Source organism: Microcoleus sp. MON2_D5 (assembly GCF_036701905.1).
Taxonomy (GTDB): Bacteria; Cyanobacteriota; Cyanobacteriia; order Cyanobacteriales; family Microcoleaceae; genus Microcoleus.
In genome coordinates this window covers 96,582-117,348 of record NZ_JAUBRM010000009.1, presented here as the reverse complement: position 1 = coordinate 117,348, position 20,767 = coordinate 96,582, and the positions used below count along the sequence as shown (strand labels likewise).

Sequence of the window (20,767 nt, the reverse complement as noted above, 5' to 3'; positions counted from 1 at the left end):
TTTGCACTTTACCCTCGCTCTCGCGATCGCATAGCCCAGGCTACATCAAGTGCGATCGATATATTCAGCAAGCCCTAGCTAGGAAAAAGAGCGATCGCTTGACAATTGATTGGTTCATGAGGCTTCAGCTTGTGCCAAAAATTTTTGTCTTCGAGATGCGAAAGCCGCCAAATCTGCCTCGGTGAATTGAGTTTGCTGCCATGAGGGACGGGCAAGCAGTCGATCGCACCAAGCTTGAATTTTAGGATAGCCGTCTAGGGACACGCCAACCCAAGATAGCAAGGGCACGACGGTGCCGGCAACGCACTCGGCAAACGTGACATTGTTGCTAGCGAAATAAGGGCGATCGTCCAGCAAGCCTTCAAAGAATTTCAGCACAGTATTGACTTTTTCCTTAGCCTTTTCGATTTCCTGCGGTTGGGGAGTTCCCCGTCCCATTTTTTCACTGCTTAGGGGGTAAATTTGCGGTAGAAGTTCGTTAACCGTGACCAATTCTACCATCCTCACAACTGCCAAATCTTTCGGTTCTTTTGGCAGCATTGCCGGTTCGGGATACTTCGTTTCTAGATAGTCAAGAATTGCTAGAGACTCGACGACCGTGAAGTCATCATCGACCAAAACAGGGATGCGGTGAAAAGGATTTATTGCGACAAACTCAGGCTGCAAGTGATCGCCGTCCAAGTGGATTTCTACTAATTGAAAGTCCAGGTTTTTTTCTAAGAGGGCGATCCAGACGCGGCGGGAGTTGGGGGAAATGGGAGTGTGGTAAAGTTTCATAAATGGTGTGCCTGGTTAGTGATAGGTAATAAAAGCCACATTTTGATTATGCACTTAGGCGGATCAGTTTTTGCTGCCTTCTCTCAAAGTTATTCGAGAGTTTGATCTGAAATTACTCTGCTCCGTTTACAGGCTTCCTCCGCAGTCATCGCCTCGCTAGTTTCCCACTCTGCAAAAGTCACTTCTAGGGATTCAGATAGCGCTTCTTCATAAGCGATCTTTTCCCGTCCAGTATTCTGAGCTAAACTTGTCGTCATGTCTGCAAGGAGAAGATCTAAAAATTTAATATCATTCCCTATATCGGCAGCCTCATCCTCATCTACATCTTCAATTACCTGCAAACGTTCTTGATAGGCATTAATTAGATGTTCAATGGCTTCTATAATAAACCTTAAATCTTTAAATGATAGATTCATGTTAGCTTACTATCCTATAAATCACCTCTACAGGTAGTATGAGGGAGCGATTTCAGAGTCATCGTCAGAGGTACGTTCGGCACGAATCTCGTCCATAATTTCCTGAAAATCTGGATCGTCTTTAAACACACCCGCAAATTATTGCATCCAGGCGGGTTCTGAAGCTTGAATCGGGACTTCCCAGGAAAGAGTTTCAATATGCTTAAGTCTTTCTAAAAATGTGGTTTGAATTTTGGTAATTGCTTCTTCTCGACTTGCTGCTTCAACTCGACATTGCGGAAACTCAAAAATAGAAGCAGAAACCTTTCCTGAAGAGAGGGTTTCTAACAGGAGTGTTACTTTCAATTGGCTAGATGGTTGGGATTGCAATACATTTAAGCTTGTTAACCTATTGACATTCGCTTTAGGGATTTTATTAATTTCGCAGTACATATTACATTGCTGCACCAACTCTGATTTAACAGCGCAAAACTCCTTGCACACTATGAAAATTCTGCAAGCATCTCCAAATGCTGAATGAGGTTTCATCTCATTTTTATACTTTAATGGCAATTTATAGTTAAAATTCTTTGATCCAAAGCATTTATTTTTAGCATAAAATCCGATAATTAACGATATTTTCTCAAGAGAGAAGAGATAGCCTATCTCCTTTTCAATAACAAGTTGTATGTCAATAACTTGAATATTCGATATATTGACTTTTGCCATTTTCAAAATCTTGATATCCTCCCTCCCACCAAAAAATACAATCTGGTCAACTTGATGTATCTTAAACAGGTTGTGAATGTATTCGCGTAATTCATCTAGGCATTGGGAGCGTAGCTTTCTTGCTATAACTTGATCAGACTTTTCTAACCGATAGCTCGGATCGAGTACTTTCTGATACTCTCCTCTTTTAAGGTTTGCCACTCTTTCCGAAAATCCAACAGTTTTACCAATGTCATTGATAATATTTTTCCTGATAACAAGGAATACATCATAGGATAATTTTTTACTCTCAAATAAAAGCTGATGGCGCTCTACATCATATATCACGGCACCAATTTCTGTAGGAAAATAGTTTCCTCTAAAAGAACCATAAATTGGCCCAAACTCCAAATCTAAAAATAGAGTATTCATCTACCTGCTACTTGCTAACTAGCTCAATTTTTTAATCCTACTATAATTGTGCAACGCCAAAGCACTTCCCAAATATAACAAACAGGGCGGGCCCTAAAGCCCGCCCCATCAAACTAGCTATTAGTAATCAAACGATCGACTTAGTAATCGAAGTCGCCGCCGCCCATGCCGCCGCCAGCGCCAGCAGCAGCAGCGCCATCCTTCGGTTCAGGCTTGTCAACGACGATACACTCGGTTGTCAGCACCATGCCAGCAATAGATGCTGCATTTTGCAGAGCAGAACGAGTCACCTTCGCAGGGTCAACGATACCAGCTTCAAACATATCGACAAACTCATTTGTCGCTGCGTTGAAACCAACGTTGAACGGCTTTTCTTTGACGCGCTCAGCAATCACAGCGCCATTCAAACCAGCATTTTCAGCAATCCGCTTCAGAGGAGCAGCCAGAGCCCGTGCCACAATCAAAGCACCGGTCAATTCTTCGCCCTTGAGGCTGCTGTTAGCCCACTCTTCTAATTGAGGAGTCAGGTGAGCCAAAGTTGTACCGCCGCCAGGAACAATTCCTTCTTCTACTGCAGCTTTGGTAGCGTTGATCGCATCTTCAAGACGCAGTTTGCGATCCTTCATTTCGGTTTCGGTAGCCGCGCCGACTTTGATGACTGCGACGCCGCCAGCCAATTTGGCCAAACGTTCTTGCAGCTTTTCTTTGTCGTAGGAAGATTCGGTTTCGTCCATTTGACGGCGAATTTGTTCGCAGCGGGACTTAACGGCAGCTTCGTTACCTTCGGCAACAATTGTGGTGCTGTCCTTGGTGATGGTGATGCGGCGAGCTTTGCCGATCATGTCGAGCTTGGTGTTTTCCAGTTTCAAACCGGCATCTTCGGTGATTAGTTGACCGCCGGTCAATACGGCGATATCTTCTAACATGGCTTTGCGTCGATCGCCAAAACCAGGTGCTTTAACAGCAGTCACGTTCAACACACCGCGCAGTTTGTTGACAACGAGGGTAGCTAAAGCTTCTTTCTCAATGTCTTCTGCAATGATCAACAGCGGGCGGCCAGAACGAGCTACTTGTTCGAGCACAGGTACTAAATCTTGTACCAGAGCAATTTTCTTGTCTGTCAGCAAGATGAAAGGTTCTTCTAGAATCGCTTCCATCCGTTCGGTGTCGGTGACGAAGTAGGGAGAAATGTAGCCTTTGTCGAAGCGCATCCCTTCGGTGATTTCCAATTCGGTGGTCATAGACTTCCCTTCTTCCAGGGAAATCACGCCTTCTTTGCCCACCTTGTCCATTGCGTTAGCAATCATTTGGCCGACTTCATCGTCGTTACCAGCAGAGATGGAGCCGACTTGAGCGATGGCTTTGGAATCTTCTACTTGTTTGGCGTGTTCGGCAATTTTTTCTACCAAAAACGTGGTTGCTTTGTCAACACCGCGCTTGAGGGCGATCGCATTTGCGCCGGCTGCTACGTTACGCAGACCTTCTTTGACCATTGCGTGAGCCAAAACGGTAGCAGTTGTGGTACCGTCGCCTGCTGCGTCGTTGGTTTTGGAAGCTGCTTGACGGATCAGGGCAACGCCTGTATTTTCTACGTGGTCTTCTAGTTCGATTTCTTTGGCGATGGTAACACCGTCATTGACGATCTGAGGAGCTCCGAATTTCTTTTCGAGAACCACGTTGCGGCCTTTGGGGCCGAGGGTTACTGCCACTGCTTCGGCCAAAATGTCCATACCGCGTTCGAGGGCGCGACGTGCATTTTCGTTGTAGATGATACGCTTAGCCATAGTTTTTGGGGATGTGAGGGTTTGAGATTTTGGATTGGGGATGATGGATTTTAGTCACTTGTCCCGTGTCATTAGTTGTTTGGCGGCGTTCGCTTTAAACTAATGACTGATGACTAAGGACTAAGGACTGATGACTAATGATTAATTAGTTAACGATTGCCAGAATGTCTTTTTCGGCTAGCAAGACGTATTCGTCGGTGCCGAGTTTGATGTCGGTGCCGGCGTATTTCGAGTAGAGAACTTTGTCGCCGACTTTGACTTCCATTTCAGTGCGAGTGCCGTCGTCGTTGCGCTTGCCAGGGCCCACGGCCGCGACTTCGCCTACTTGGGGCTTTTCCTTAGCTGTGTCGGGCAGAAGGATGCCGCCGGCGGTTTTTTCTTCGCTAGCGCTTACTTTCACGAACACGCGCTCGCCTAACGGTTTAACGGTAGAAACACTCAGTGATACTGCTGCCATAAATAAATCTCCAGATTACAGATTGTCGTCAGTCAGTCGTCAGGGGTCACGATGAAAGCAACAGCGGACTACTTACAACTGACATATTAGCACTCTCGACTCCTGAGTGCTAATTTAGCTTTAGTCAGGGGCGATCGCAACTTAGTTGTCAGTACGGGTTCCCGAACCGACCATGAGTGGGCGCTCCGGAGAGGGGGAAGCGGGAGTGGGGGCTGTGGTGATGACTTTCGATCGCTAACCAATTACTGTTGACGAATGAATAAAATGCTGGAAAATAACGATGAATCTTGCAGCCAAGGCTTGAGCGCTTGCGTCCAAAGCCTGGGCATCGCTCAAATCGAGCGACATATTTTTATCTGTGCCGACCAAACCGTGCCCAAGTGCTGCGATCGGCAAACCAGTCTGGAGGCGTGGAATTACTTAAAAAAACGCTTGCAAGAATTGGGGTTGGACAAGCCAAGTGCCGATCGACCAACCTGCGTCTTTCGCACGAAAGCCAATTGCCTGCGAGTGTGCGCGTCTGGCCCGATTATGGTAGTCTATCCAGACGGAGTGTGGTATCGCGACGTTACTCCACCCGTCATTGAGAGAATTATTCAGGAACATCTCCTAAACTCAAAGGTAGTTCAAGAATACGCTTTCTTGATTCATCCTTTGCCTGTGCCTCGTGAGGCGGAGCCAAACATTTAAGTGTAGCGCTGTTTAAAGTACAGGGTTATAGGTAAAGTGTTAAATTTAAGGTTAAGGGTGAGAATTTGAGACAGTTTGGCGTCCGGGCGATCGCACCTGCTACAGTTCAATAAAACTGTAGGTAGGTGATTGTCTTCGTGCAGCTTCCCGTGTTCCTTGTGTTTCTCAAAAGGTACAGTAAAAAAAATCGATCGGAGGAACTGTGAAATTTTGTGCAAAAATTTCTCAGTGGCAGACACTAAGCAGGTTGCCAAACTACACTAGAAGCAGTTAAATACGTAAGTAGGGAGTCTGCTTAAATTTCTCTATATCAGAAGTACCATTTAAAACCGGGGCATTAACCTGAAATTGAACCGATCGAGATTAAATATTTAACTTGGGCTCTGTTAGGGAGTCTCCAATCAATCAGGGCTGATCTTGATAGGGCGATCGTGAATTACAGGTTTGGGCTGCATTCCAGGTCGTAAGACACTCACGAACAGCCCTCAATTATAGGTTGGAAAGCGGTAATACCCGCCCCGCTTTCCCTCACCGCCATCCCTTCAGCCGACCGTCGTCCTCCACTCCCAGCCTGGTGGCGGGGGACTGACGGAAAAAACAGAAGTGAAAACGAGGAAGCGTGCGGGATACTTTAGCGGGAATAAACATGACAAAGGACAATAATTCAGGAGAGCAAAAACGGCTGATGCTGGTTGACGACGACCCCAACTTGATCTTGCTGGTCAAGGACTACTTGGAGTTTCGGGGTTACAACGTCATTACAGCAGAAAACGGCAGAGACGCTCTGGAAAAACTAGAACAAGAAGTTCCCGACTTGATTATCTGCGATGTGATGATGCCGGAAATGGACGGCTACACTTTAGTCAAACACATCAGAGAAGACCCTCGCACTAGCTGGATTCCAGTTCTTTTCTTGTCCGCAAAAGGTCAAAGTTCAGACCGAGTAAAAGGCTTGAGCACTGGGGCTGACGTTTATATAGTCAAGCCTTTTGAACCAGAAGAACTGGTAGCCCAAGTGGAATCTTCTCTGAAAGCAGCATCGCGCTTGATTCGCCACTCAAATCCCGGTATGGAGAGTGGCCCAAAAATTAAGGCGCGCCGCAATGTCGAATTGACTCCCACTGAGTTAAAGGTGGTACAGTTGCTAGCCCAGGGTATGGCAAACCGCCAGATCGCAGACGTGATGAATGTCAGCCAGCGGACTATCGAAAGCCACGTCAGCAATATGCTGGGCAAAACAGGTCTGCACAACCGGACAGAGTTAGCTCGCTGGGCTCTTGAAAGCAAAAAGGCTTGAGCGGAGGTAGTCTGCGCTATGAAATCAGGGGAGCAAAATCTACTGCTATGCGCTTGGGTATGCCTGCTTGGCGGTAGGGCGGTACGGCGGTAGTTTGAAGGCGCCATTAACCTTGACACGGCAGCCGGTATTGAGTTACTAGGCATATAGTTTGTGAGGGCCCCTCGCTCAAATGCAAGCAGGCTTAAAAGAACCCTCTGGCGGTAGAGCCGAAAATATGAAATACTGGGGAGATGGAGTTTTCTGAAGTTTAATCTATTGCCTCAGTTAGCTCCATGTTGCTAAAATGTGATATTTAGATTAACTTCTTTCTACAATTATTAGGTCTAAGTTTCTATGACAAACTTAATGAACCGCCTTTCTATTTTTGTGGACGGGAACAATATGTTCTACGCTCAACAAAAGAACGGCTGGTTTTTTGATCCTCGCAGGGTGCTCGAATATTTCAAAACTTCGCAGCCGAATGTCATCTTGATCAATGCTTTCTGGTATACGGGCCTGAAAGACCCCCAAGATCAAAGGGGATTTCGAGATGCTTTGATCAGTCTAGGTTACACGGTTCGCACTAAAATTCTTAAGGAATATTACGACGATGCTTCGGGCAGATATTCTCAAAAGGCTAATTTAGACATAGAAATTGTGGTTGATATGTTTAATACCGTGGATCAATACGACCAAGTTGTGCTGTTTAGCGGGGATGGGGATTTTGAGCGGGCGATCGAGCTGCTCCGCTCGAAAAATACTCATATTACTGTGGTATCAACCGAAGGAATGATTGCAAGAGAGTTAAGAAATGCTACAGATAGGTATATAGACCTAAATGAAATTAGGGAACATATCGAGAAGATGGATTATTAGTCAGTAGTTATTAGTCATTAGTCATTAGTCATTAGTCATTAGTCATTAGTTATTAGTCATTAGTCATTAGTCATTAGTCATTAGTCATTAGTCAGCAGTCATTAGTCAGTAGTTATGGGTTGGGGGTTATTAATTATTCGTTATTGGCGCGAGACAGGGGACTGGTGACTGGAGGCTAAAATCCAGAAAAACGGACAAGTAAAAATCAGGAAAACACTTTTTAGAGCTATGAAAACTCAACCAAGTCAAGACCGGATTATTATTTTCGATACGACTTTGCGGGACGGAGAACAATCTCCGGGTGCATCTCTGAATGTTGATGAAAAGCTGACTATAGCTCGCCAGTTAGCGAGATTGGGCGTGGATGTGATTGAAGCGGGTTTCCCTTTCACCAGCACGGGAGATTTTGAGGCAGTCCAAAAAATAGCCCGATCGGTTGGCACGGAAGATGGCCCGACAATTTGCGGTTTAGCACGGGCGAGAAAGCAGGATATTAAAACAGCAGCAGAGGCTCTGAAACCAGCAGTAAATTCGCGAATTCATACGTTTCTGGCTACGTCTGATATTCACTTGGAGTATAAGCTGAAAAAGACGCGGGCTGAGGTTCTGGAAATTGTGCCGGAAATGGTGGCTTACGCTAAGTCTTTTGTGGATGATGTGGAGTTTTCGCCGGAAGATGCTTGTCGATCGGAACCGGAGTTTTTGTATCAGGTTCTAGAACGGGCGATCGCAGCGGGTGCGACAACTGTTAATATTCCCGATACTGTCGGCTACACTACTCCGAGCGAATTTGGGGCTTTGATTCGGGGAATTAAGGAAAATGTGCCGAATATCGATCGCGCGATTATTTCGGTTCACGGTCACAATGACTTAGGATTGGCTGTTGCTAACTTTTTGGAAGCCGTAAAAAATGGCGCCAGACAGTTAGAATGCACGATTAACGGGATTGGCGAACGGGCGGGAAATGCGGCTCTGGAAGAGTTGGTAATGGCGCTTTACGTGCGGCGTCAATATTATAATCCGTTCTTGGGCCGGCCTGCGGATTCTGAGGAACCGCTGACAAATATTGACTCCCGCCAAATTTACAAAACTTCGCGCTTGGTTTCCAATTTGACGGGGATGTTGGTGCAGCCAAATAAGGCGATTGTCGGGGCAAATGCTTTCGCTCACGAATCGGGAATTCACCAAGACGGAGTGCTGAAAAATAAGCTGACATACGAGATTATGGATGCCGAGTCGATCGGCTTAACTGAAAATCAAATCGTCTTGGGCAAATTGTCGGGCCGCCACGCATTTCACACTCGCTTGAAAGAGTTGGGTTTTGAAATGGCCGACGATGAGCTAAATAAGGCTTTTGTCAAGTTTAAAGATTTGGCAGACAAGAAAAAAGAGATTACTGATTGGGATTTAGAGGCGATCGCCAATAACGAAGTGCACCAAGCACCGGAACTATTCCGGTTAGAATTGGTGCAAGTTTCCTGCGGCGACAAATCTCGCCCGACAGCAACTGTCACTGTGCGGAATCCGGCGGGCGAAGAATTGACCGATGCTGCGATCGGCACCGGGCCTGTGGATGCGATTTATAGGGCAATTAACCGGGTGGTAAACGTACCGAACGAGTTGATCGAGTTTTCTGTACAGTCGGTGACAGCAGGAATTGATGCGATCGGCGAAGTAACAATTCGCTTGCGCCACGAAGGCAAAGTATTTTCCGGTCACTCGGCAAATACCGACATTATCGTAGCCTCCGCAGAAGCATACATCAGCGCTTTAAATCGCCTGTATCAGGCATTGCAGCATAGTGCTGAAAAAGCCTCGGAACAGCCAACTCAGATCAGAAATGAAGTTGTTGCAGAAGCACAGCGCTGATAAATTTCTTGTCAGCCATTTTTCTTGAAACAAGCCGCAGACGAACCCAGAGCCAAGCAGATAAATCTTAATTTATCTGCGTTGTTCCGGGTTTATCTGCGGTTTAAAATTACTTTTTTTTACTAATAACCAACTCTTGAAAAATGCAAGACGAAACTTTAAAAAAAGAACGGCAATTCCACGATGCTTGGGCATCTACGATCGATATTGACGGCATTCAAGTCAATGATTACTTTGAAGCTTGTACCGCCCCAGAAAATAGATTTATCGTCCAGCAAATGGGCGATATTACGGGTAAACGCCTGTTAGATTTAGGCTGCGGCGCTGGAGAAAATAGCGTTTATTTTGCTAAAAAAGGCGCGAATTGTGTGGCGGCGGACTATTCTCAGGGCATGGTAGAAGTGGCTCTAAAATTGGCTGAGAAAAACGGCGTCAAAATAGACGGCTGCACGGTGAATGCAATGGCGCTAGATTTCCCGGACAACAGTTTTGATATTGTTTACGCTTCTAATTTGCTGCACCATTTGCCGGAACCTGAAAAGGCAATTCGCGAAATGCACCGCGTGCTGAAGCCTGGGGGTAAAGCTTGTTTTTGGGACCCGATGAAGCACAATCCGGTGATTAATGTTTACCGCAGGATGGCTACTGAGGTGCGGACTGAGGATGAAACTCCTTTGGATATTAATATTGTGAATTTTGTCCACTCTTTGTTTTCGGAGACTGCTTATGATACGTTTTGGCTAACATCGCTTTGGATTTTTTTGCGCTTTTATTTGATAGAAAAAGTGCATCCAAATGAGGAGCGTTATTGGAAAAAGATTATCATTGAACAAGAGAGATTGAAACCAGAATACTCTCGGTTAGAAGGGTTGGATGGGTTTTTGAAAAAGTTGCCTTTGATGAAGCGCTTGGCTTGGAATTTGGCTGTGGTGGCAACGAAGTAATTAAAAAAAGTACAATCAGTCAAAGCATTTAATTAAGAGGCTAATTATGCCAGAAACTATTACTGCTATCTACGAAAACGGGGTTTTACGTCCCCTGAGCCCTTTGTCATTGAATGATGGGGAAACTGTGCAGATTCAAGTCTGGCCAGATGATCCAAAAAAGCAGGCAGAATTGGCAATCCAGTTTTTAGTTGACCGAGGATTGGTGACTCCACTACCTAACAATCCCCATAACGTCGAGGCTGTCACTGATGAAGATGTGTATGAATTGGCTAAAAGGTTAGGGGCAAAACCGGGCAAGCCTCTATCAGAAATGATTATCGAGGATCGCGGCCCGTGGTAAACATTTATTTTTTAGATAGCAGCGCCCTCATCAAAAGATATGTGGTTGAAATTGGCAGCCCTTGGATAAAAACGCTCACGGATTCCCAGACTGGTAACTCGCTGCTTGTAGTCCGCATCACCTGGGTGGAAGTTCTTAGTGCTTTTGCACGCAGACAACGTGAAGGCGGTATAACTGCTGCGGAAGTGGCTGCACTTATTGAGAAGTTTCGCTCTGAATTCAATAGTCGGTATAGAGTTATCGAAGTTGATCGGGCACTGGTTGAAAGGGCGGGTGAACTGATTGTTCAATATCCACTGCGGGCTTATGATGCTGTGCAATTGGCGGCTGCTTTGCGCGTTCAATCTGTTTTAACATCAATCCCAGAAACTCAACTAATTTTTGTTTCGGCGGACAACAGATTGCTGGATATTGCTCAGTCGGCAGGGTTGGCGATTGATAATCCTAATAATTATCCGTAATCAAGCTGTTGGTAGTGAGGAATGCAAGTCTTCATACCAATCAGAGGACTAAACTCATCACTAGAAAGTAATTTTAGTGCGATCGTTATTTATAGGATTTCTTTCAAAGTTTTAAGTAATATTTGATTCTGTTCCTCCGTACCTACACTAATCCGCAATTTGTCTTCTAATCGCGGCTGATTGAAGTATCGAATCAATATTCCCCGTACTTTCAGTGTTTGATAAATTCTTTCTGCATCGCCGTTTGGTGGCCTAACTAACAAAAAGTTGGTTTGGGAGGGCCAAACGTCAAGGCCGAATTCCTGGAAGCTAACGGCTAGTTTTGCTCTGGAAGCCTTAATCTTTTCGGCGTTGGCTATCTTGTGGTCTTGATCTGCGATCGCCGCTGCCCCCACTGCATAGGCTAAAGCATCGACATTGTAGCTGTCTTTGATTTTATTTAATTCTGCCAGCAGCGCCGCATTTGCTATGCCAAAACCCAGCCTCAATCCTGCTAGGGAATAACCTTTTGAAAGCGTCCTCAAAACTATAACATTACTGTACTTTTTTGCCAAGTTCAAAGCATTGTCTTCGGCGAAATCTACATAAGCTTCGTCGATGACAAGAATGCCCAATAACTCTTTAGCCAGTTTCTCCAAATCTGCGACAGATATGGCTGTTCCCGATGGACTGTTTGGCGAAGCTACAAATGTCACTGCACCCTGGGCTGCTATTAGCAAATCGACGGGTAACTTGTAGTCGTCGGGATAAGGAACTTCAACAAACTCTGCATCTTGAATTTGTGCCAAAGTGCGGTACAACACATAGGTGGGCGCGGGACAAACAATCTGTTTCCCTGATTCGCCCACAGCGCGAACTATCAAGTTTAATAAATCGTCGCTGCCGTTACCTACAACAATCCAATCGTCAGCCACTCCCAAAACTTGACTAGCAGCAATGCGGAAACTTTTGCCAGTGGGATCTGGATAGCGCCGCAGCATTTCTCCGTCTATTTCCTGAAGCACTTTTAAGGCTTTGGGAGAAGGCGGATAGGGATTTTCATTAGAATTTAGTTTAATAATTTTTGTGCCTAGCGGTGGCTGTTCCCCCGGCACATAGCCAGACATTTCGTGGATGCTTGTGCGAAAGTAATTCATCTATTAATTGAGTTTTGTGGAACAGGCACCTTGCCCGTTCTTGATAATGGTGCAAGATATCAAGTTAAACAAATTATATCAAACAATTAGTGACTATCCGTGTTATACCCAAATCAATTAACTTTTGCATATCCGATCTATCGTCCACCGTCCAGGCCACAATGTCAACTCCCTGACTCCGGCTTTCTTGAATTAGTGCGGGGTTTTCCAGCAAAACGCGATACTGGCTGCTAATCAAATTATCCTGATGCGCCACCGCTTGAGCAAATTGAGTTTTGTACGCTTCTAGATTAGCAACAATGTGTCCGATCGCCAAATCGCCAGATAGCCGCCGCACTTGTTCCAGAAATCCAGCGTTAAAGGAGGTAATAACGCATTTGTGTTGGATTTCTTCGCCCTTCAAAGTATTGACAAAATCCACGACATCTGAATCAGACCACTCGCAGTGAGGTTTGACATCAAAGTAAAGAAATTTGTCAACATTTTTGAGTATGGTTAATGCGGCTTTTAAAGTAGGAATTTTTTCTTGTGAAAATTCATCGCTAAACCATTTTCCCGCATTAACTGCCTGCAATTCAGACAGAGTTTTTTCCCTAACTTTGCCAGAAACTCCAGTGATTCTATCTAATGTTGCGTCGTGAAAAATCACTGGTACATTGTCGGCGGATAGCTGGATGTCAAATTCGATCGAAGGAGCTCCACGGGCGATCGCCAGTTCAAAAGCTGCTAAAGTATTCTCGGGGGCGAGCGCGGAAAATCCCCGATGTGCGATAATTTCTACATTCACTCTCTTGTACCCTCTAAAAAATCTGCCACAGTTTGATTAAAAGTTTCTGGTTGAGTCAAAAAACACCAGTGATTCCCCGGTACTTTTGCAACGGTAAGATTTTTTAAGTATCTATTGTATGGCTGCATTTGCCAATCCATGCGATTTACGCCTTTTTCCGGCTGTACAAACAAAGTCTGGATATCAATATTTTCAGTTAAACCGGCAACTTTCATCACTTCGGCAAATATCTGATTTCTGGCTGCAATCGCAAATTTACTGCCCCAAGTTCCGTCTGATTTTTGTTCTATTTGGTGTTGGAATACCATTTGCTGTACCTCACTCCAATCTGCGTATTCTCCCGATTGTTTGGCTGCTGCTTCTGCTTGGGCTACAGTCGCAAACGGGCCCACACATTTGAGACAGTCTAATTTTCGGTAAACAATTGGCAGGGTGAGTTTCATCGCGGCGGGCATTTTGGTGATGAAGATGGGGTCTACTAAAATCATACTGCAAAAGCGATCGGGATTTTGCCTCGCCCAAATCGCTGCTAGTTTGCCCGTCCAAGAATGTCCTAAAATGTGGGCGTCGGGCCAGTTGAGATGTGCCATCAAAGCTTCTAAATCTGCGATCGCACTTTCAAAAGTATAGGCTGTTTTCGGTTTGCTACTGTCTCCGTGACCGCGCATATCGGGCGCTACAATATGATAGCGGTTCGACAAATAATCGCCCAAGCTACTCCAGACACACGCACTATCTGCTAAACCGTGTAACAGCAGCAAACGCGGGACTTTTGTTTTCCCTGTTTCTGGCTTCCATTCTAGGTATGAAAGTTCGATTTCGGGCAGGTGCAAAGTGTTACGACTTGGCATGATTAGGGGGTTTTATAGTTGGAAAAATTTGATTTAACTTTTTTATGAACAGGCAAGATGCCTGTTCCACAAAGAGTGAATTTTTTGGTACGGTTTTCCTCAAAAGGCTTTCCTGCCTGTTTCACAAACAATAAATATTATTGTGGGGTGGGGTGCAATACGGTTCAGATAAGACCCTCATGGAGACAAAACTCTGTGAAAAACAGATACTGCGATTGCTTCGTTATTCGCTCGCAATGACAAAAAAACATTAACTGAACCGTATTGGGGTGGGGTGGGCTTCTAGCCCGCCCTTATGACCTAACCTTTGCCCTTCAAGCTAAATAAAAGAAACTGAGTTTTCTGCGCTTCATCAAAATTGTCGTCACTGACCAAAACTACACTTTTGCTGCCATCTGGCAACTGTGGTCCGAGGGTCATTCCCTCTAAATTGTAGAGCGGAATTCCGAGTTCGCTTAAGTCTAGCAGCAACTTTTTCTTAACAGGTTCAACCATTGTCACTGGCCCTTTAAAACTCTGGATTCTCGAAGTATCTGTAGCCGCCCCAACCGCTACTTGATAAATCCTAGCGCTGTATCCCGACAGCCCAAAAGAACGTTCTAAACTCAGAATCTGACCGCCACCGACAGTTACTAATTCTGTTAAACCGTTCAAAACAGTCATGGGAACTTGGTCTAACTTGTAAAGATTTTCCGATACTAATTGCGGCGTTTTATCGACGATAACATAATGTAAAAAACGCAGTTTGCTTGCCTGATCCGGGTCTAAATCTTGCATTAAGGGCGCTTCTGTAGCTGCGAACAAACGAAACGGATCGAGACCGCCCGGACTAAAGGTTTCTGGATCAATGCTTAAAGATTCAAAACCTAAATTTTCTCGCACTCCTTGCTGCTGCTTTTCATCGCTGGCATCGGGAATGTAGCGTTTGGGAAGCGGCAAATTTCCCCGCAATTTCCCGGTTTTGAGGTCAAACTCTCCTACAAAAGGAGGGATGCCAGCATGAGTGACGCCTTCGTTGGCGACAAATACTGAATTGCGGGGAGAAAGGGCGATGCCTTCGGGATTGATGGAACCCCAAGAGAAGGTTTCACCGTCTGCTTTTTTGAGGGAGGTAACGCCTTCAACGGCAACTTTTTTTAGGCGAATATTTGCTGGGTCGCTTGATGTGATGTCTAGTCTGAGACTGTAAAATCTCGCTTCTCCATTTTCGCTGGGGTCGTCGGAAAGAGCGTAAAAGCGATAAGCTTTGGAATTGACTGCGCTAATACCTTTGGGGTCGTAGGTAATTCCTGACAAACCGCCGACTGGTGCTCCTTCAAAATTCATTTTTGGCAATTGGTACTCGCCCAAAAATTCTAGGGACATTTCTGGAAAAGAGCGGTCTCTAGCAACTGCGGGAGGGGGGGCGCAAGCTGTGCAAACAGTTAAAAGTATTAGGGCTAGACTGAATAAGCGTAAAATGCGATCGCCCAGCGTCTTTAAATCCCCATAATTGCTCAGTGCGGTAATTTTTATTTTGTTGCTCTTGTTGAACAGTTTGCTTTTGTGCCATCTTTGTGACATAATTTATACCGTTTTGTAGATATGCAAAACTTGATGTTTCCAGAAGAGATGCCGAATCGCGGCAACCAAATTTTGAGAATGAGAAGTTCTGTGCCAATTGGGTGCTTGCTTTTCTTGTGGCTGTGTGCTGGTTCTATTGCTAGCGCCCAAACTAATCCACCAGGCCTCGATCAATTTTCCCCTAATCCTCTAGAAATTACCACACCCGATCCCCTAGCTCCCGCTAACGAATCTTTGAGCAGCACTCAGCGGGACGAACTGACAGCGGCTTTGGAGCAGTTAAACTTAGAAGCAGCGGCTAAACAGCAAGCTGGAGATGGGGCGGGTGCTTTTGAAATTTGGTTCCGAGAATTGCGGCTGCGTAGGTATCTGGGGCCTGCGGCGGAAATTGCTGCTTTGAGTCGGGTGGGAAGTGTTGCTTGGAGTAACGGTAAAAACCTCGAACTACAGCTTATTACCAAACGGTTGCAAGCAATTCAAAAAGAAGTCAAATCCCAAGTACCACTTAATACTGAGTTGCTCCCCGCCTTCGCTGCGGCTTTTCAGCAGGTGCGCGCTAAAGGCCCGACTGTAGAAGTTTACCAAGAAATTCTCGAAAATGCGCGCCAAAACGAAGATATATTGGCTCAAGGTCAGATTTTGAAGGCGATCGGGCTCATTCACATCAATTGGTTGAGTTACGATAAAGCTGCTCCCGTCTATGAGGAATTGGCAACTTTAATTCAGGAAAACCGCGCTTTATTTGCTGCTAATTCTGCTGTGCCAACTTCTGCTGTAGTTGCGGGAAACGGCGCGCCGCCGCAACCTGTAACTCCTCCAACTGAGGTAGATACTCTCAGACAGTTGGCCTACGTTTATCAGCAGTCGAAACAACCCCTAAAGGCGATCGCAGCCAGGGAAAAACTAGCATCGGTGTATCTTAACTTACAAAACCCGAGTGCTATACCACCGATCAAAATTGCGATCGCCAGCGATTATCAAACCATAGGCCAAATCAATTTAGCAGCTCAATACTATCAGGAAGCATACAATTTAGCCGTCCCCATTCAACAGTATGCCCAAGCTAGCGAAGCTTTGGATAAATTAGCATTCCTTTACCGAGCGCAAAAACAGTGGGAGCAGACTTTGCGGATTTATCAAATGCAGTTGCTGTTAGAAGAGCGGGCTGACAATTTCTATGGATTGATGAACACTTACGACAATATCGGTCAAGTTTATCAAGAGATGAAGGCTTACGATAAAGCTTTGGACTCCTATCAAAAAGGGTTGGACGTGGCTAAAAGATTGGGACACAGACAAGAGTATTTTGCTAAGAAAATTCAAAAAGTTAACAAGCAATTGCAAAGGACTTCGTAGTTGTCAGCAGGCAATAATGACAAATTGCAATGTGAGTAATTTAAAAGTAGTAAGGTGTGCAATGCACACCCTACGAAGATACTTTGGACTGGTAACTTTCTCGCAAAAGAGAATAATATACTACATCAGTTTCGTAATAATGAGCATTTTTTTCATATTTCATGCCAACTTTTTGTATCACCCGCTGAGAGGCGATATTTTCTGGGCGGGCGATCGCAACTATTCTCTCCAACTTTAATATTTGAAATCCATAGTTGAGACTAGCAAAAGATGCTTCTGTCGCCAATCCTTGATTCCAATAAACTTTGTCGAGGGTATAGCCTAGCTCAACTTCCGGTGTCTTGTCCAGAAAACATAGTCCGCAGCGACCAATCATTTTACCGTCTATTTTATGTACTACAGCCCACATTCCGAAGTTGTTTTCTTCCCAATGTTTGAGCATGGTATGAATGGCGATTTCTGTTGCTTCTCTAGTTCTAACTCCTGAGAGGTATTTCATTATTTCCGGATCGCTGTAGATGCGGTACAGATCGTCTAAGTCGTCTGGCGTAAATTGTCTCAGATACAATCGGGCTGTCTCTATCTCTTGCATGATTAATATAATTTTTACCACTAGATTATGATACCAGTTTTGATAAGTCTTGCTACAAACATTTTGGTTGGGTTTTCTTCCAGGTAAAATATGAGAGTCTTGCGATCGAATAATATACTCGATCGCGATCGGGATCGTCAAAGTTATACTGGTATTTCCTCCCCATTTTTTCCATTACCCGCCGCGAGGCGATGTTTTCGGCATCTGCAACTGCGATAATTTTTTCTAAATTCAATACTTCAAATCCGTACTTGATGCTGGCCGCTGCAACTTCCGATGCTAAACCTTTCCCCCAATACGCTTTTGCTAACAAGTAACCGACTTCTACTTCAGGTGTTTTGCTTAAAAATCGAAGCCCCCCGTCGCCGATTAACTGGTTGTTTTGTTTATTGACAACAGCCCACAAACCGAAAGCGTGTTTTTCCCAATCAGCAATTATCTGAAATAAGTCGGCTGCTGTTTCTTCTCTATTTCTGACGCCTTCGCTCACATACTTCATCACTTCTGAATCGCTGTAGATGCGGTACAGCGATTCTAAGTCGTCGGGCGTAAATTGTCTCAGATACAATCGGGCTGTCTCTATCTCTTGCATAATTTATAACCAAAAAGTCTAATACACTTTCCTTGAGACGAGGGTGAAATGTAGAATCAATCTATTCAATGCAGTGAACTGCATTTTGAAAAGCCAGTATTTGACCCAGCAAATAAAACCAGTGGCAAACTCTATGTCCAAAGGCATAAAGTGGCAAGTAGCGGGTATCCGCAATTGTAATAAATATGGGCGACTGAGTGCTGTCGGGCTCGATAATTTGCTGGAGCTGTATAAAATTTCCTAACTTAACTGACTCGATTTGCTACAATTGTTAGTTGGATATATTGTACAGCTTTGTTGAGCAAAGCTGAGCGAACTGATATCGCCCGCCCGCCCTACAAGCCGCGCAGCGAAAAAAAAGCTCGATATCCTCAGCAAAAGCCACCGAATTTAGCAGCATAATAGCTTTGGCAATCTAAAATCTAAAATCTAAAATCTAAAATCGGATGACAATTTCCTCACCAGTAGCAGACACCAAAAACAAATCCGGCCAGGAAACAGACTGGCGGTTATTTCTGAGGTTGGCATCTTATGCAACCCGCAGCAAACGCTTGCTGATTATTTCGATCGCACTATTAGTACCGCTAGCAGTCTCAGGAGCAATTCAACCCATTCTCATCGGACAGGCAATTTCGGTAATTCGCTCGGAACCTACCTACGAATTCTTGCGGGGATTGTCGCTATCTGCTGCATTGAATATTTTGGCTATTTTGCTGATGCTAACTATAACACTTAGGTTAGCACTGCAATCACTTCAAGGCTATTTAGTCACGAAAGTAGGGCAAATAATTACTACAGATATTAGAAATGATTTGTTCGCCCACGTCACATCGCTAGCAGTGAGATTTTTCGATCGCACTCCTGTCGGTAAATTGATGACTCGCCTCACCAGCGATGTAGAAGCTTTGGGAGAGGTTTTCTCTTCAGGGGCGATCGGCATTGTCAGCGATCTATTTTCAATTTTAGTAATTGCCATTTTCATGTTTACCATGCAGTGGCAACTAGCTTTAATGTTGGTGCTGATGATGATACCAATTACCGCAGTCATAGTTTATTTTCAGTACCAATATCGCATAGCAAATTACAATACCAGAGAAGAACTTTCCGAACTCAACGCCCAACTGCAAGAAAACCTGACTGGTATTGGCGTAGTGCAGTTATTCCGCCGCGAAAGCTTCAATTCACAATTGTTTCGTGTCACCAATAAACGCTACATTAAAGCAGTTGACAAAACTATATTTTACGACTCAGCCGTATCTGCGACATTAGAATGGATTGCTTTAGTGGCGATCGCAGCCGTTTTGTGGATGGGCGGTCAAAGAGTTTTAGCCGGTAATCTTAACTTCGGTACTCTCTCGGCCTTTATTTTATTTGCTCAGCGTCTCTTCGATCCGCTGCGGCAATTTGCCGAGAAATTTACCGCCATTCAAGCAGGATTTACCGCCGTCGAACGGATTAGCGATATTCTCAACGAACCGATCGAAATTAAAGATCCAACCAGCGCTAAGAAGGAAGAAGGAAGAGGGAAGAGGGAAGAAGGAAGAGGGAAGAGGGAAGAAGGAAGAAGGGAAGCTTATTCACCGTTGTTAATAACTGGACATCCAGAGGCAACGGCTTACAACTTGTCTCCGTTCGATCGAGAATTGGCAGATAATCATCAAAATGGAGCAAGTTCAGAATATCGTTTATTGTCTAACAATCCCAAATTACCCCCCAACCCCCCGAAGCTTCGGGGAGGAGAAAATGCCAAATCGCAGAATTCTGAATCGGGAGAAATCCAATTTGACAACGTGTGGTTTGCTTACAAAAAAGACGAATATGTCCTGCAAAACCTCAATTTCACCATCAAATCCGGCGAAAAAGTAGCATTAGTCGGCCCCACGGGTGCGGGCAAAAGTTCGATTATCCGTCTCCTGTGCCGCCTTTACGAACCTAGCCGAGGACGGATTCTCGTTAATCATGTGGATATTCGGGATTTGCCTCAAGCAGAGTTACGCAGGCATATAGGCGTGATTATCCAAGATGGCTTTCTCTTTGCTGGTGATGTGAAGAGCAATATTAGCCTGGGAGAAAATTACTCGATTGAGGAAATTCAAGCAGCAGCAGAAAAGACAAATGTTGCCCGTTTAATCGAACAGTTGCCTCAAGGTTATGACACGCAATTGCGGGAACGGGGAACCAATCTTTCGGGGGGACAAAAGCAATTATTAGCGTTTGCTCGCGCCGCCATTCGCAATCCCAGTATCTTAGTGCTCGACGAGGCAACTGCTAGTTTGGATGTAGGGACGGAAGCTTTAATTCAAGAAGCTCTAGAGCGTTTGATGGCGGACAGAACGGCGATAATTATTGCCCACAGGCTCTCGACTATCCGAAATGTCGATCGCATTTTAGTGCTCAAACGCGGCCAATTAGTAGAGTCTGGCAGCCACGAAGAATTGTTGCAGCAAGAAGGGTTGTATGCCAGTTTGTACAAGTTGCAAATGTTGGGAAGTTAATATCTGAAGGAAGAAGGAAGAGGGAAGAAGGAAGAAGGAAAATTTTCGGAATCTCCCTATACCCGGCTTCTGGAAGAAGTCGGGTATTTAAAAGAATCAAAAATCAAAAATCAAAAATCGGATCACTTGCCCGAAATCATTTTCCCTAGGGTTTCCGGCAGGTGAATTATATGTTGGAAAAGCTGATTTGGGCCGATGCCAAATAATAACTGCATCGCCAGCACAATAGCTGCTAAAGAAATCGCTGTCCCGATGCTGGCTTTCAACACTTTAAAAGCCCAATTAAACACCAGCCAAGACACAAGTAAGGAAGCAATTAAGATAACTAATTCTATTGGCATATAACCTTTTTAAATTGAATTCAGGACTTGCGCACAGGA

The 20,767-nt window shown here is 44.9% G+C and carries 22 protein-coding genes; 9 read left to right on the top strand and 13 right to left on the bottom strand.

All coding sequences use genetic code 11. The features are described from left to right. Positions 1–114 precede the first annotated feature (114 nt). The 5 genes from QUA47_RS05520 to groES all read right to left on the bottom strand — a co-directional run bounded on the left by QUA47_RS05520 (position 115) and on the right by groES (position 4,553). The gene (locus tag QUA47_RS05520) at positions 115–777 is read right to left on the bottom strand and encodes a glutathione S-transferase family protein (protein ID WP_333429996.1); all 663 of its coding nucleotides are present in this window, start codon (positions 775–777) and stop codon (positions 115–117) included. Positions 778–866: 89 nt separating this feature from the next. Beyond that, positions 867–1,193: a hypothetical protein gene (locus QUA47_RS05515; RefSeq protein ID WP_333429995.1), complete on the bottom strand. Its 327-nt coding sequence runs from the start codon at positions 1,191–1,193 to the stop codon at positions 867–869. Between the two features lie 138 nt (positions 1,194–1,331). Next, positions 1,332–2,312: a hypothetical protein gene (locus QUA47_RS05510; protein WP_333429994.1), complete on the bottom strand. Its 981-nt coding sequence runs from the start codon at positions 2,310–2,312 to the stop codon at positions 1,332–1,334. A 140-nt stretch (positions 2,313–2,452) separates the two neighbouring features. Continuing rightward, positions 2,453–4,096, bottom strand: coding sequence for a chaperonin GroEL (groL, locus tag QUA47_RS05505; RefSeq protein ID WP_015174510.1), 1,644 nt, complete (start codon positions 4,094–4,096; stop codon positions 2,453–2,455). 145 nt (positions 4,097–4,241) lie between these two features. Further along, a complete protein-coding gene (gene groES / locus QUA47_RS05500) occupies positions 4,242–4,553 on the bottom strand; it encodes a co-chaperone GroES (RefSeq protein ID WP_333100012.1) in 312 nt (103 codons plus the stop codon). Positions 4,554–4,817: 264 nt separating this feature from the next. On the opposite strand from groES, the gene QUA47_RS05495 reads away from it, so the two are divergent. After that, complete coding sequence (locus QUA47_RS05495) at positions 4,818–5,243, top strand: ferredoxin (RefSeq protein ID WP_333215911.1); 426 nt, start codon at positions 4,818–4,820, stop codon at positions 5,241–5,243. Here the strand turns inward: QUA47_RS05495 and QUA47_RS05490 are convergent. After that, complete coding sequence (locus tag QUA47_RS05490; RefSeq protein ID WP_333429993.1) at positions 5,240–5,461, bottom strand: hypothetical protein; 222 nt, start codon at positions 5,459–5,461, stop codon at positions 5,240–5,242. The genes QUA47_RS05495 and QUA47_RS05490 overlap by 4 nt on opposite strands. Before the next feature lie 428 nt (positions 5,462–5,889). Between QUA47_RS05490 and QUA47_RS05485 the strand changes: the two genes are divergently transcribed. From QUA47_RS05485 to QUA47_RS05460, 6 genes are all read left to right on the top strand, one after another. Then, positions 5,890–6,540: a response regulator transcription factor gene (locus tag QUA47_RS05485; RefSeq protein WP_333038438.1), complete on the top strand. Its 651-nt coding sequence runs from the start codon at positions 5,890–5,892 to the stop codon at positions 6,538–6,540. A gap of 336 nt (positions 6,541–6,876) precedes the next feature. After that, a complete protein-coding gene (locus tag QUA47_RS05480; protein ID WP_006633075.1) occupies positions 6,877–7,398 on the top strand; it encodes a LabA-like NYN domain-containing protein in 522 nt (173 codons plus the stop codon). Positions 7,399–7,626: 228 nt separating this feature from the next. Further along, entirely contained in the window at positions 7,627–9,267 is a 1,641-nt protein-coding gene (locus QUA47_RS05475; protein ID WP_333429992.1) for a 2-isopropylmalate synthase, read from the top strand. A gap of 143 nt (positions 9,268–9,410) precedes the next feature. Beyond that, positions 9,411–10,211 (top strand): class I SAM-dependent methyltransferase, encoded by an 801-nt coding sequence (locus QUA47_RS05470; RefSeq protein WP_333429991.1) that lies wholly within the window; start codon positions 9,411–9,413, stop codon positions 10,209–10,211. A gap of 46 nt (positions 10,212–10,257) precedes the next feature. Continuing rightward, entirely contained in the window at positions 10,258–10,554 is a 297-nt protein-coding gene (locus tag QUA47_RS05465; RefSeq protein ID WP_333429989.1) for an antitoxin family protein, read from the top strand. Next, positions 10,548–11,015 carry a type II toxin-antitoxin system VapC family toxin gene (locus tag QUA47_RS05460; RefSeq protein ID WP_333429988.1) on the top strand — a complete coding sequence of 156 codons (468 nt, stop codon included), beginning with the start codon at positions 10,548–10,550 and terminating at the stop codon, positions 11,013–11,015. The genes QUA47_RS05465 and QUA47_RS05460 overlap by 7 nt, the downstream gene beginning before the upstream one ends. 89 nt (positions 11,016–11,104) lie before the next feature. On the opposite strand, the gene hisC is transcribed toward QUA47_RS05460, so the two are convergent. The 4 genes from hisC to QUA47_RS05440 all read right to left on the bottom strand — a co-directional run bounded on the left by hisC (position 11,105) and on the right by QUA47_RS05440 (position 15,352). Then, entirely contained in the window at positions 11,105–12,151 is a 1,047-nt protein-coding gene (hisC, locus tag QUA47_RS05455) for a histidinol-phosphate transaminase (protein ID WP_333429987.1), read from the bottom strand. Positions 12,152–12,224: 73 nt separating this feature from the next. Continuing rightward, complete coding sequence (locus tag QUA47_RS05450; RefSeq protein WP_333429986.1) at positions 12,225–12,938, bottom strand: glycerophosphodiester phosphodiesterase family protein; 714 nt, start codon at positions 12,936–12,938, stop codon at positions 12,225–12,227. Further along, a complete protein-coding gene (locus QUA47_RS05445) occupies positions 12,935–13,789 on the bottom strand; it encodes an alpha/beta hydrolase (RefSeq protein ID WP_333429985.1) in 855 nt (284 codons plus the stop codon). The genes QUA47_RS05450 and QUA47_RS05445 overlap by 4 nt, the downstream gene beginning before the upstream one ends. Before the next feature lie 300 nt (positions 13,790–14,089). After that, positions 14,090–15,352, bottom strand: coding sequence for an esterase-like activity of phytase family protein (locus QUA47_RS05440; RefSeq protein WP_333429984.1), 1,263 nt, complete (start codon positions 15,350–15,352; stop codon positions 14,090–14,092). 21 nt (positions 15,353–15,373) lie between these two features. Here QUA47_RS05440 and QUA47_RS05435 point away from each other — a divergent pair, with 21 nt between their 5' ends. Beyond that, positions 15,374–16,708 carry a tetratricopeptide repeat protein gene (locus tag QUA47_RS05435; protein ID WP_333429983.1) on the top strand — a complete coding sequence of 445 codons (1,335 nt, stop codon included), beginning with the start codon at positions 15,374–15,376 and terminating at the stop codon, positions 16,706–16,708. Positions 16,709–16,778: 70 nt separating this feature from the next. Here QUA47_RS05435 and QUA47_RS05430 read toward each other — a convergent pair whose 3' ends face one another. After that, on the bottom strand, positions 16,779–17,300 hold the full coding sequence (locus QUA47_RS05430) for a GNAT family N-acetyltransferase (RefSeq protein WP_333429982.1): 522 nt from the start codon (positions 17,298–17,300) through the stop codon (positions 16,779–16,781). Positions 17,301–17,352: 52 nt separating this feature from the next. Continuing rightward, positions 17,353–17,892, bottom strand: a complete 540-nt coding sequence (locus QUA47_RS05425) for a GNAT family N-acetyltransferase (RefSeq protein ID WP_333429981.1) — start codon at positions 17,890–17,892, stop codon at positions 17,353–17,355. A gap of 446 nt (positions 17,893–18,338) precedes the next feature. Here QUA47_RS05425 and QUA47_RS05420 point away from each other — a divergent pair, with 446 nt between their 5' ends. Beyond that, on the top strand, positions 18,339–20,387 hold the full coding sequence (locus QUA47_RS05420; RefSeq protein ID WP_333429980.1) for an ABC transporter ATP-binding protein: 2,049 nt from the start codon (positions 18,339–18,341) through the stop codon (positions 20,385–20,387). Between the two features lie 122 nt (positions 20,388–20,509). On the opposite strand, the gene QUA47_RS05415 is transcribed toward QUA47_RS05420, so the two are convergent. Then, positions 20,510–20,728, bottom strand: coding sequence for a hypothetical protein (locus tag QUA47_RS05415; protein WP_333429979.1), 219 nt, complete (start codon positions 20,726–20,728; stop codon positions 20,510–20,512). Between the last annotated feature and the right edge of the window lie 39 nt (positions 20,729–20,767).

Bases quoted from the DNA above. Each gene is read 5' to 3' on its own strand.
- QUA47_RS05520 (WP_333429996.1), bottom strand. From the start codon at position 777: ATGAAACTTTACCACACTCCCATTTCCCCCAACTCCCGCCGCGTCTGG.
- QUA47_RS05515 (WP_333429995.1), bottom strand. From the start codon at position 1,193: ATGAATCTATCATTTAAAGATTTAAGGTTTATTATAGAAGCCATTGAA.
- QUA47_RS05510 (WP_333429994.1), bottom strand. From the start codon at position 2,312: ATGAATACTCTATTTTTAGATTTGGAGTTTGGGCCAATTTATGGTTCT.
- groL (WP_015174510.1), bottom strand. From the start codon at position 4,096: ATGGCTAAGCGTATCATCTACAACGAAAATGCACGTCGCGCCCTCGAA.
- groES (WP_333100012.1), bottom strand. From the start codon at position 4,553: ATGGCAGCAGTATCACTGAGTGTTTCTACCGTTAAACCGTTAGGCGAG.
- QUA47_RS05495 (WP_333215911.1), top strand. From the start codon at position 4,818: ATGCTGGAAAATAACGATGAATCTTGCAGCCAAGGCTTGAGCGCTTGC.
- QUA47_RS05485 (WP_333038438.1), top strand. From the start codon at position 5,890: ATGACAAAGGACAATAATTCAGGAGAGCAAAAACGGCTGATGCTGGTT.
- QUA47_RS05480 (WP_006633075.1), top strand. From the start codon at position 6,877: ATGACAAACTTAATGAACCGCCTTTCTATTTTTGTGGACGGGAACAAT.
- QUA47_RS05475 (WP_333429992.1), top strand. From the start codon at position 7,627: ATGAAAACTCAACCAAGTCAAGACCGGATTATTATTTTCGATACGACT.
- QUA47_RS05470 (WP_333429991.1), top strand. From the start codon at position 9,411: ATGCAAGACGAAACTTTAAAAAAAGAACGGCAATTCCACGATGCTTGG.
- QUA47_RS05465 (WP_333429989.1), top strand. From the start codon at position 10,258: ATGCCAGAAACTATTACTGCTATCTACGAAAACGGGGTTTTACGTCCC.
- hisC (WP_333429987.1), bottom strand. From the start codon at position 12,151: ATGAATTACTTTCGCACAAGCATCCACGAAATGTCTGGCTATGTGCCG.
- QUA47_RS05445 (WP_333429985.1), bottom strand. From the start codon at position 13,789: ATGCCAAGTCGTAACACTTTGCACCTGCCCGAAATCGAACTTTCATAC.
- QUA47_RS05440 (WP_333429984.1), bottom strand. From the start codon at position 15,352: ATGTCACAAAGATGGCACAAAAGCAAACTGTTCAACAAGAGCAACAAA.
- QUA47_RS05435 (WP_333429983.1), top strand. From the start codon at position 15,374: ATGCAAAACTTGATGTTTCCAGAAGAGATGCCGAATCGCGGCAACCAA.
- QUA47_RS05430 (WP_333429982.1), bottom strand. From the start codon at position 17,300: ATGCAAGAGATAGAGACAGCCCGATTGTATCTGAGACAATTTACGCCA.
- QUA47_RS05425 (WP_333429981.1), bottom strand. From the start codon at position 17,892: ATGCAAGAGATAGAGACAGCCCGATTGTATCTGAGACAATTTACGCCC.
- QUA47_RS05420 (WP_333429980.1), top strand. From the start codon at position 18,339: ATGACAATTTCCTCACCAGTAGCAGACACCAAAAACAAATCCGGCCAG.
- QUA47_RS05415 (WP_333429979.1), bottom strand. From the start codon at position 20,728: ATGCCAATAGAATTAGTTATCTTAATTGCTTCCTTACTTGTGTCTTGG.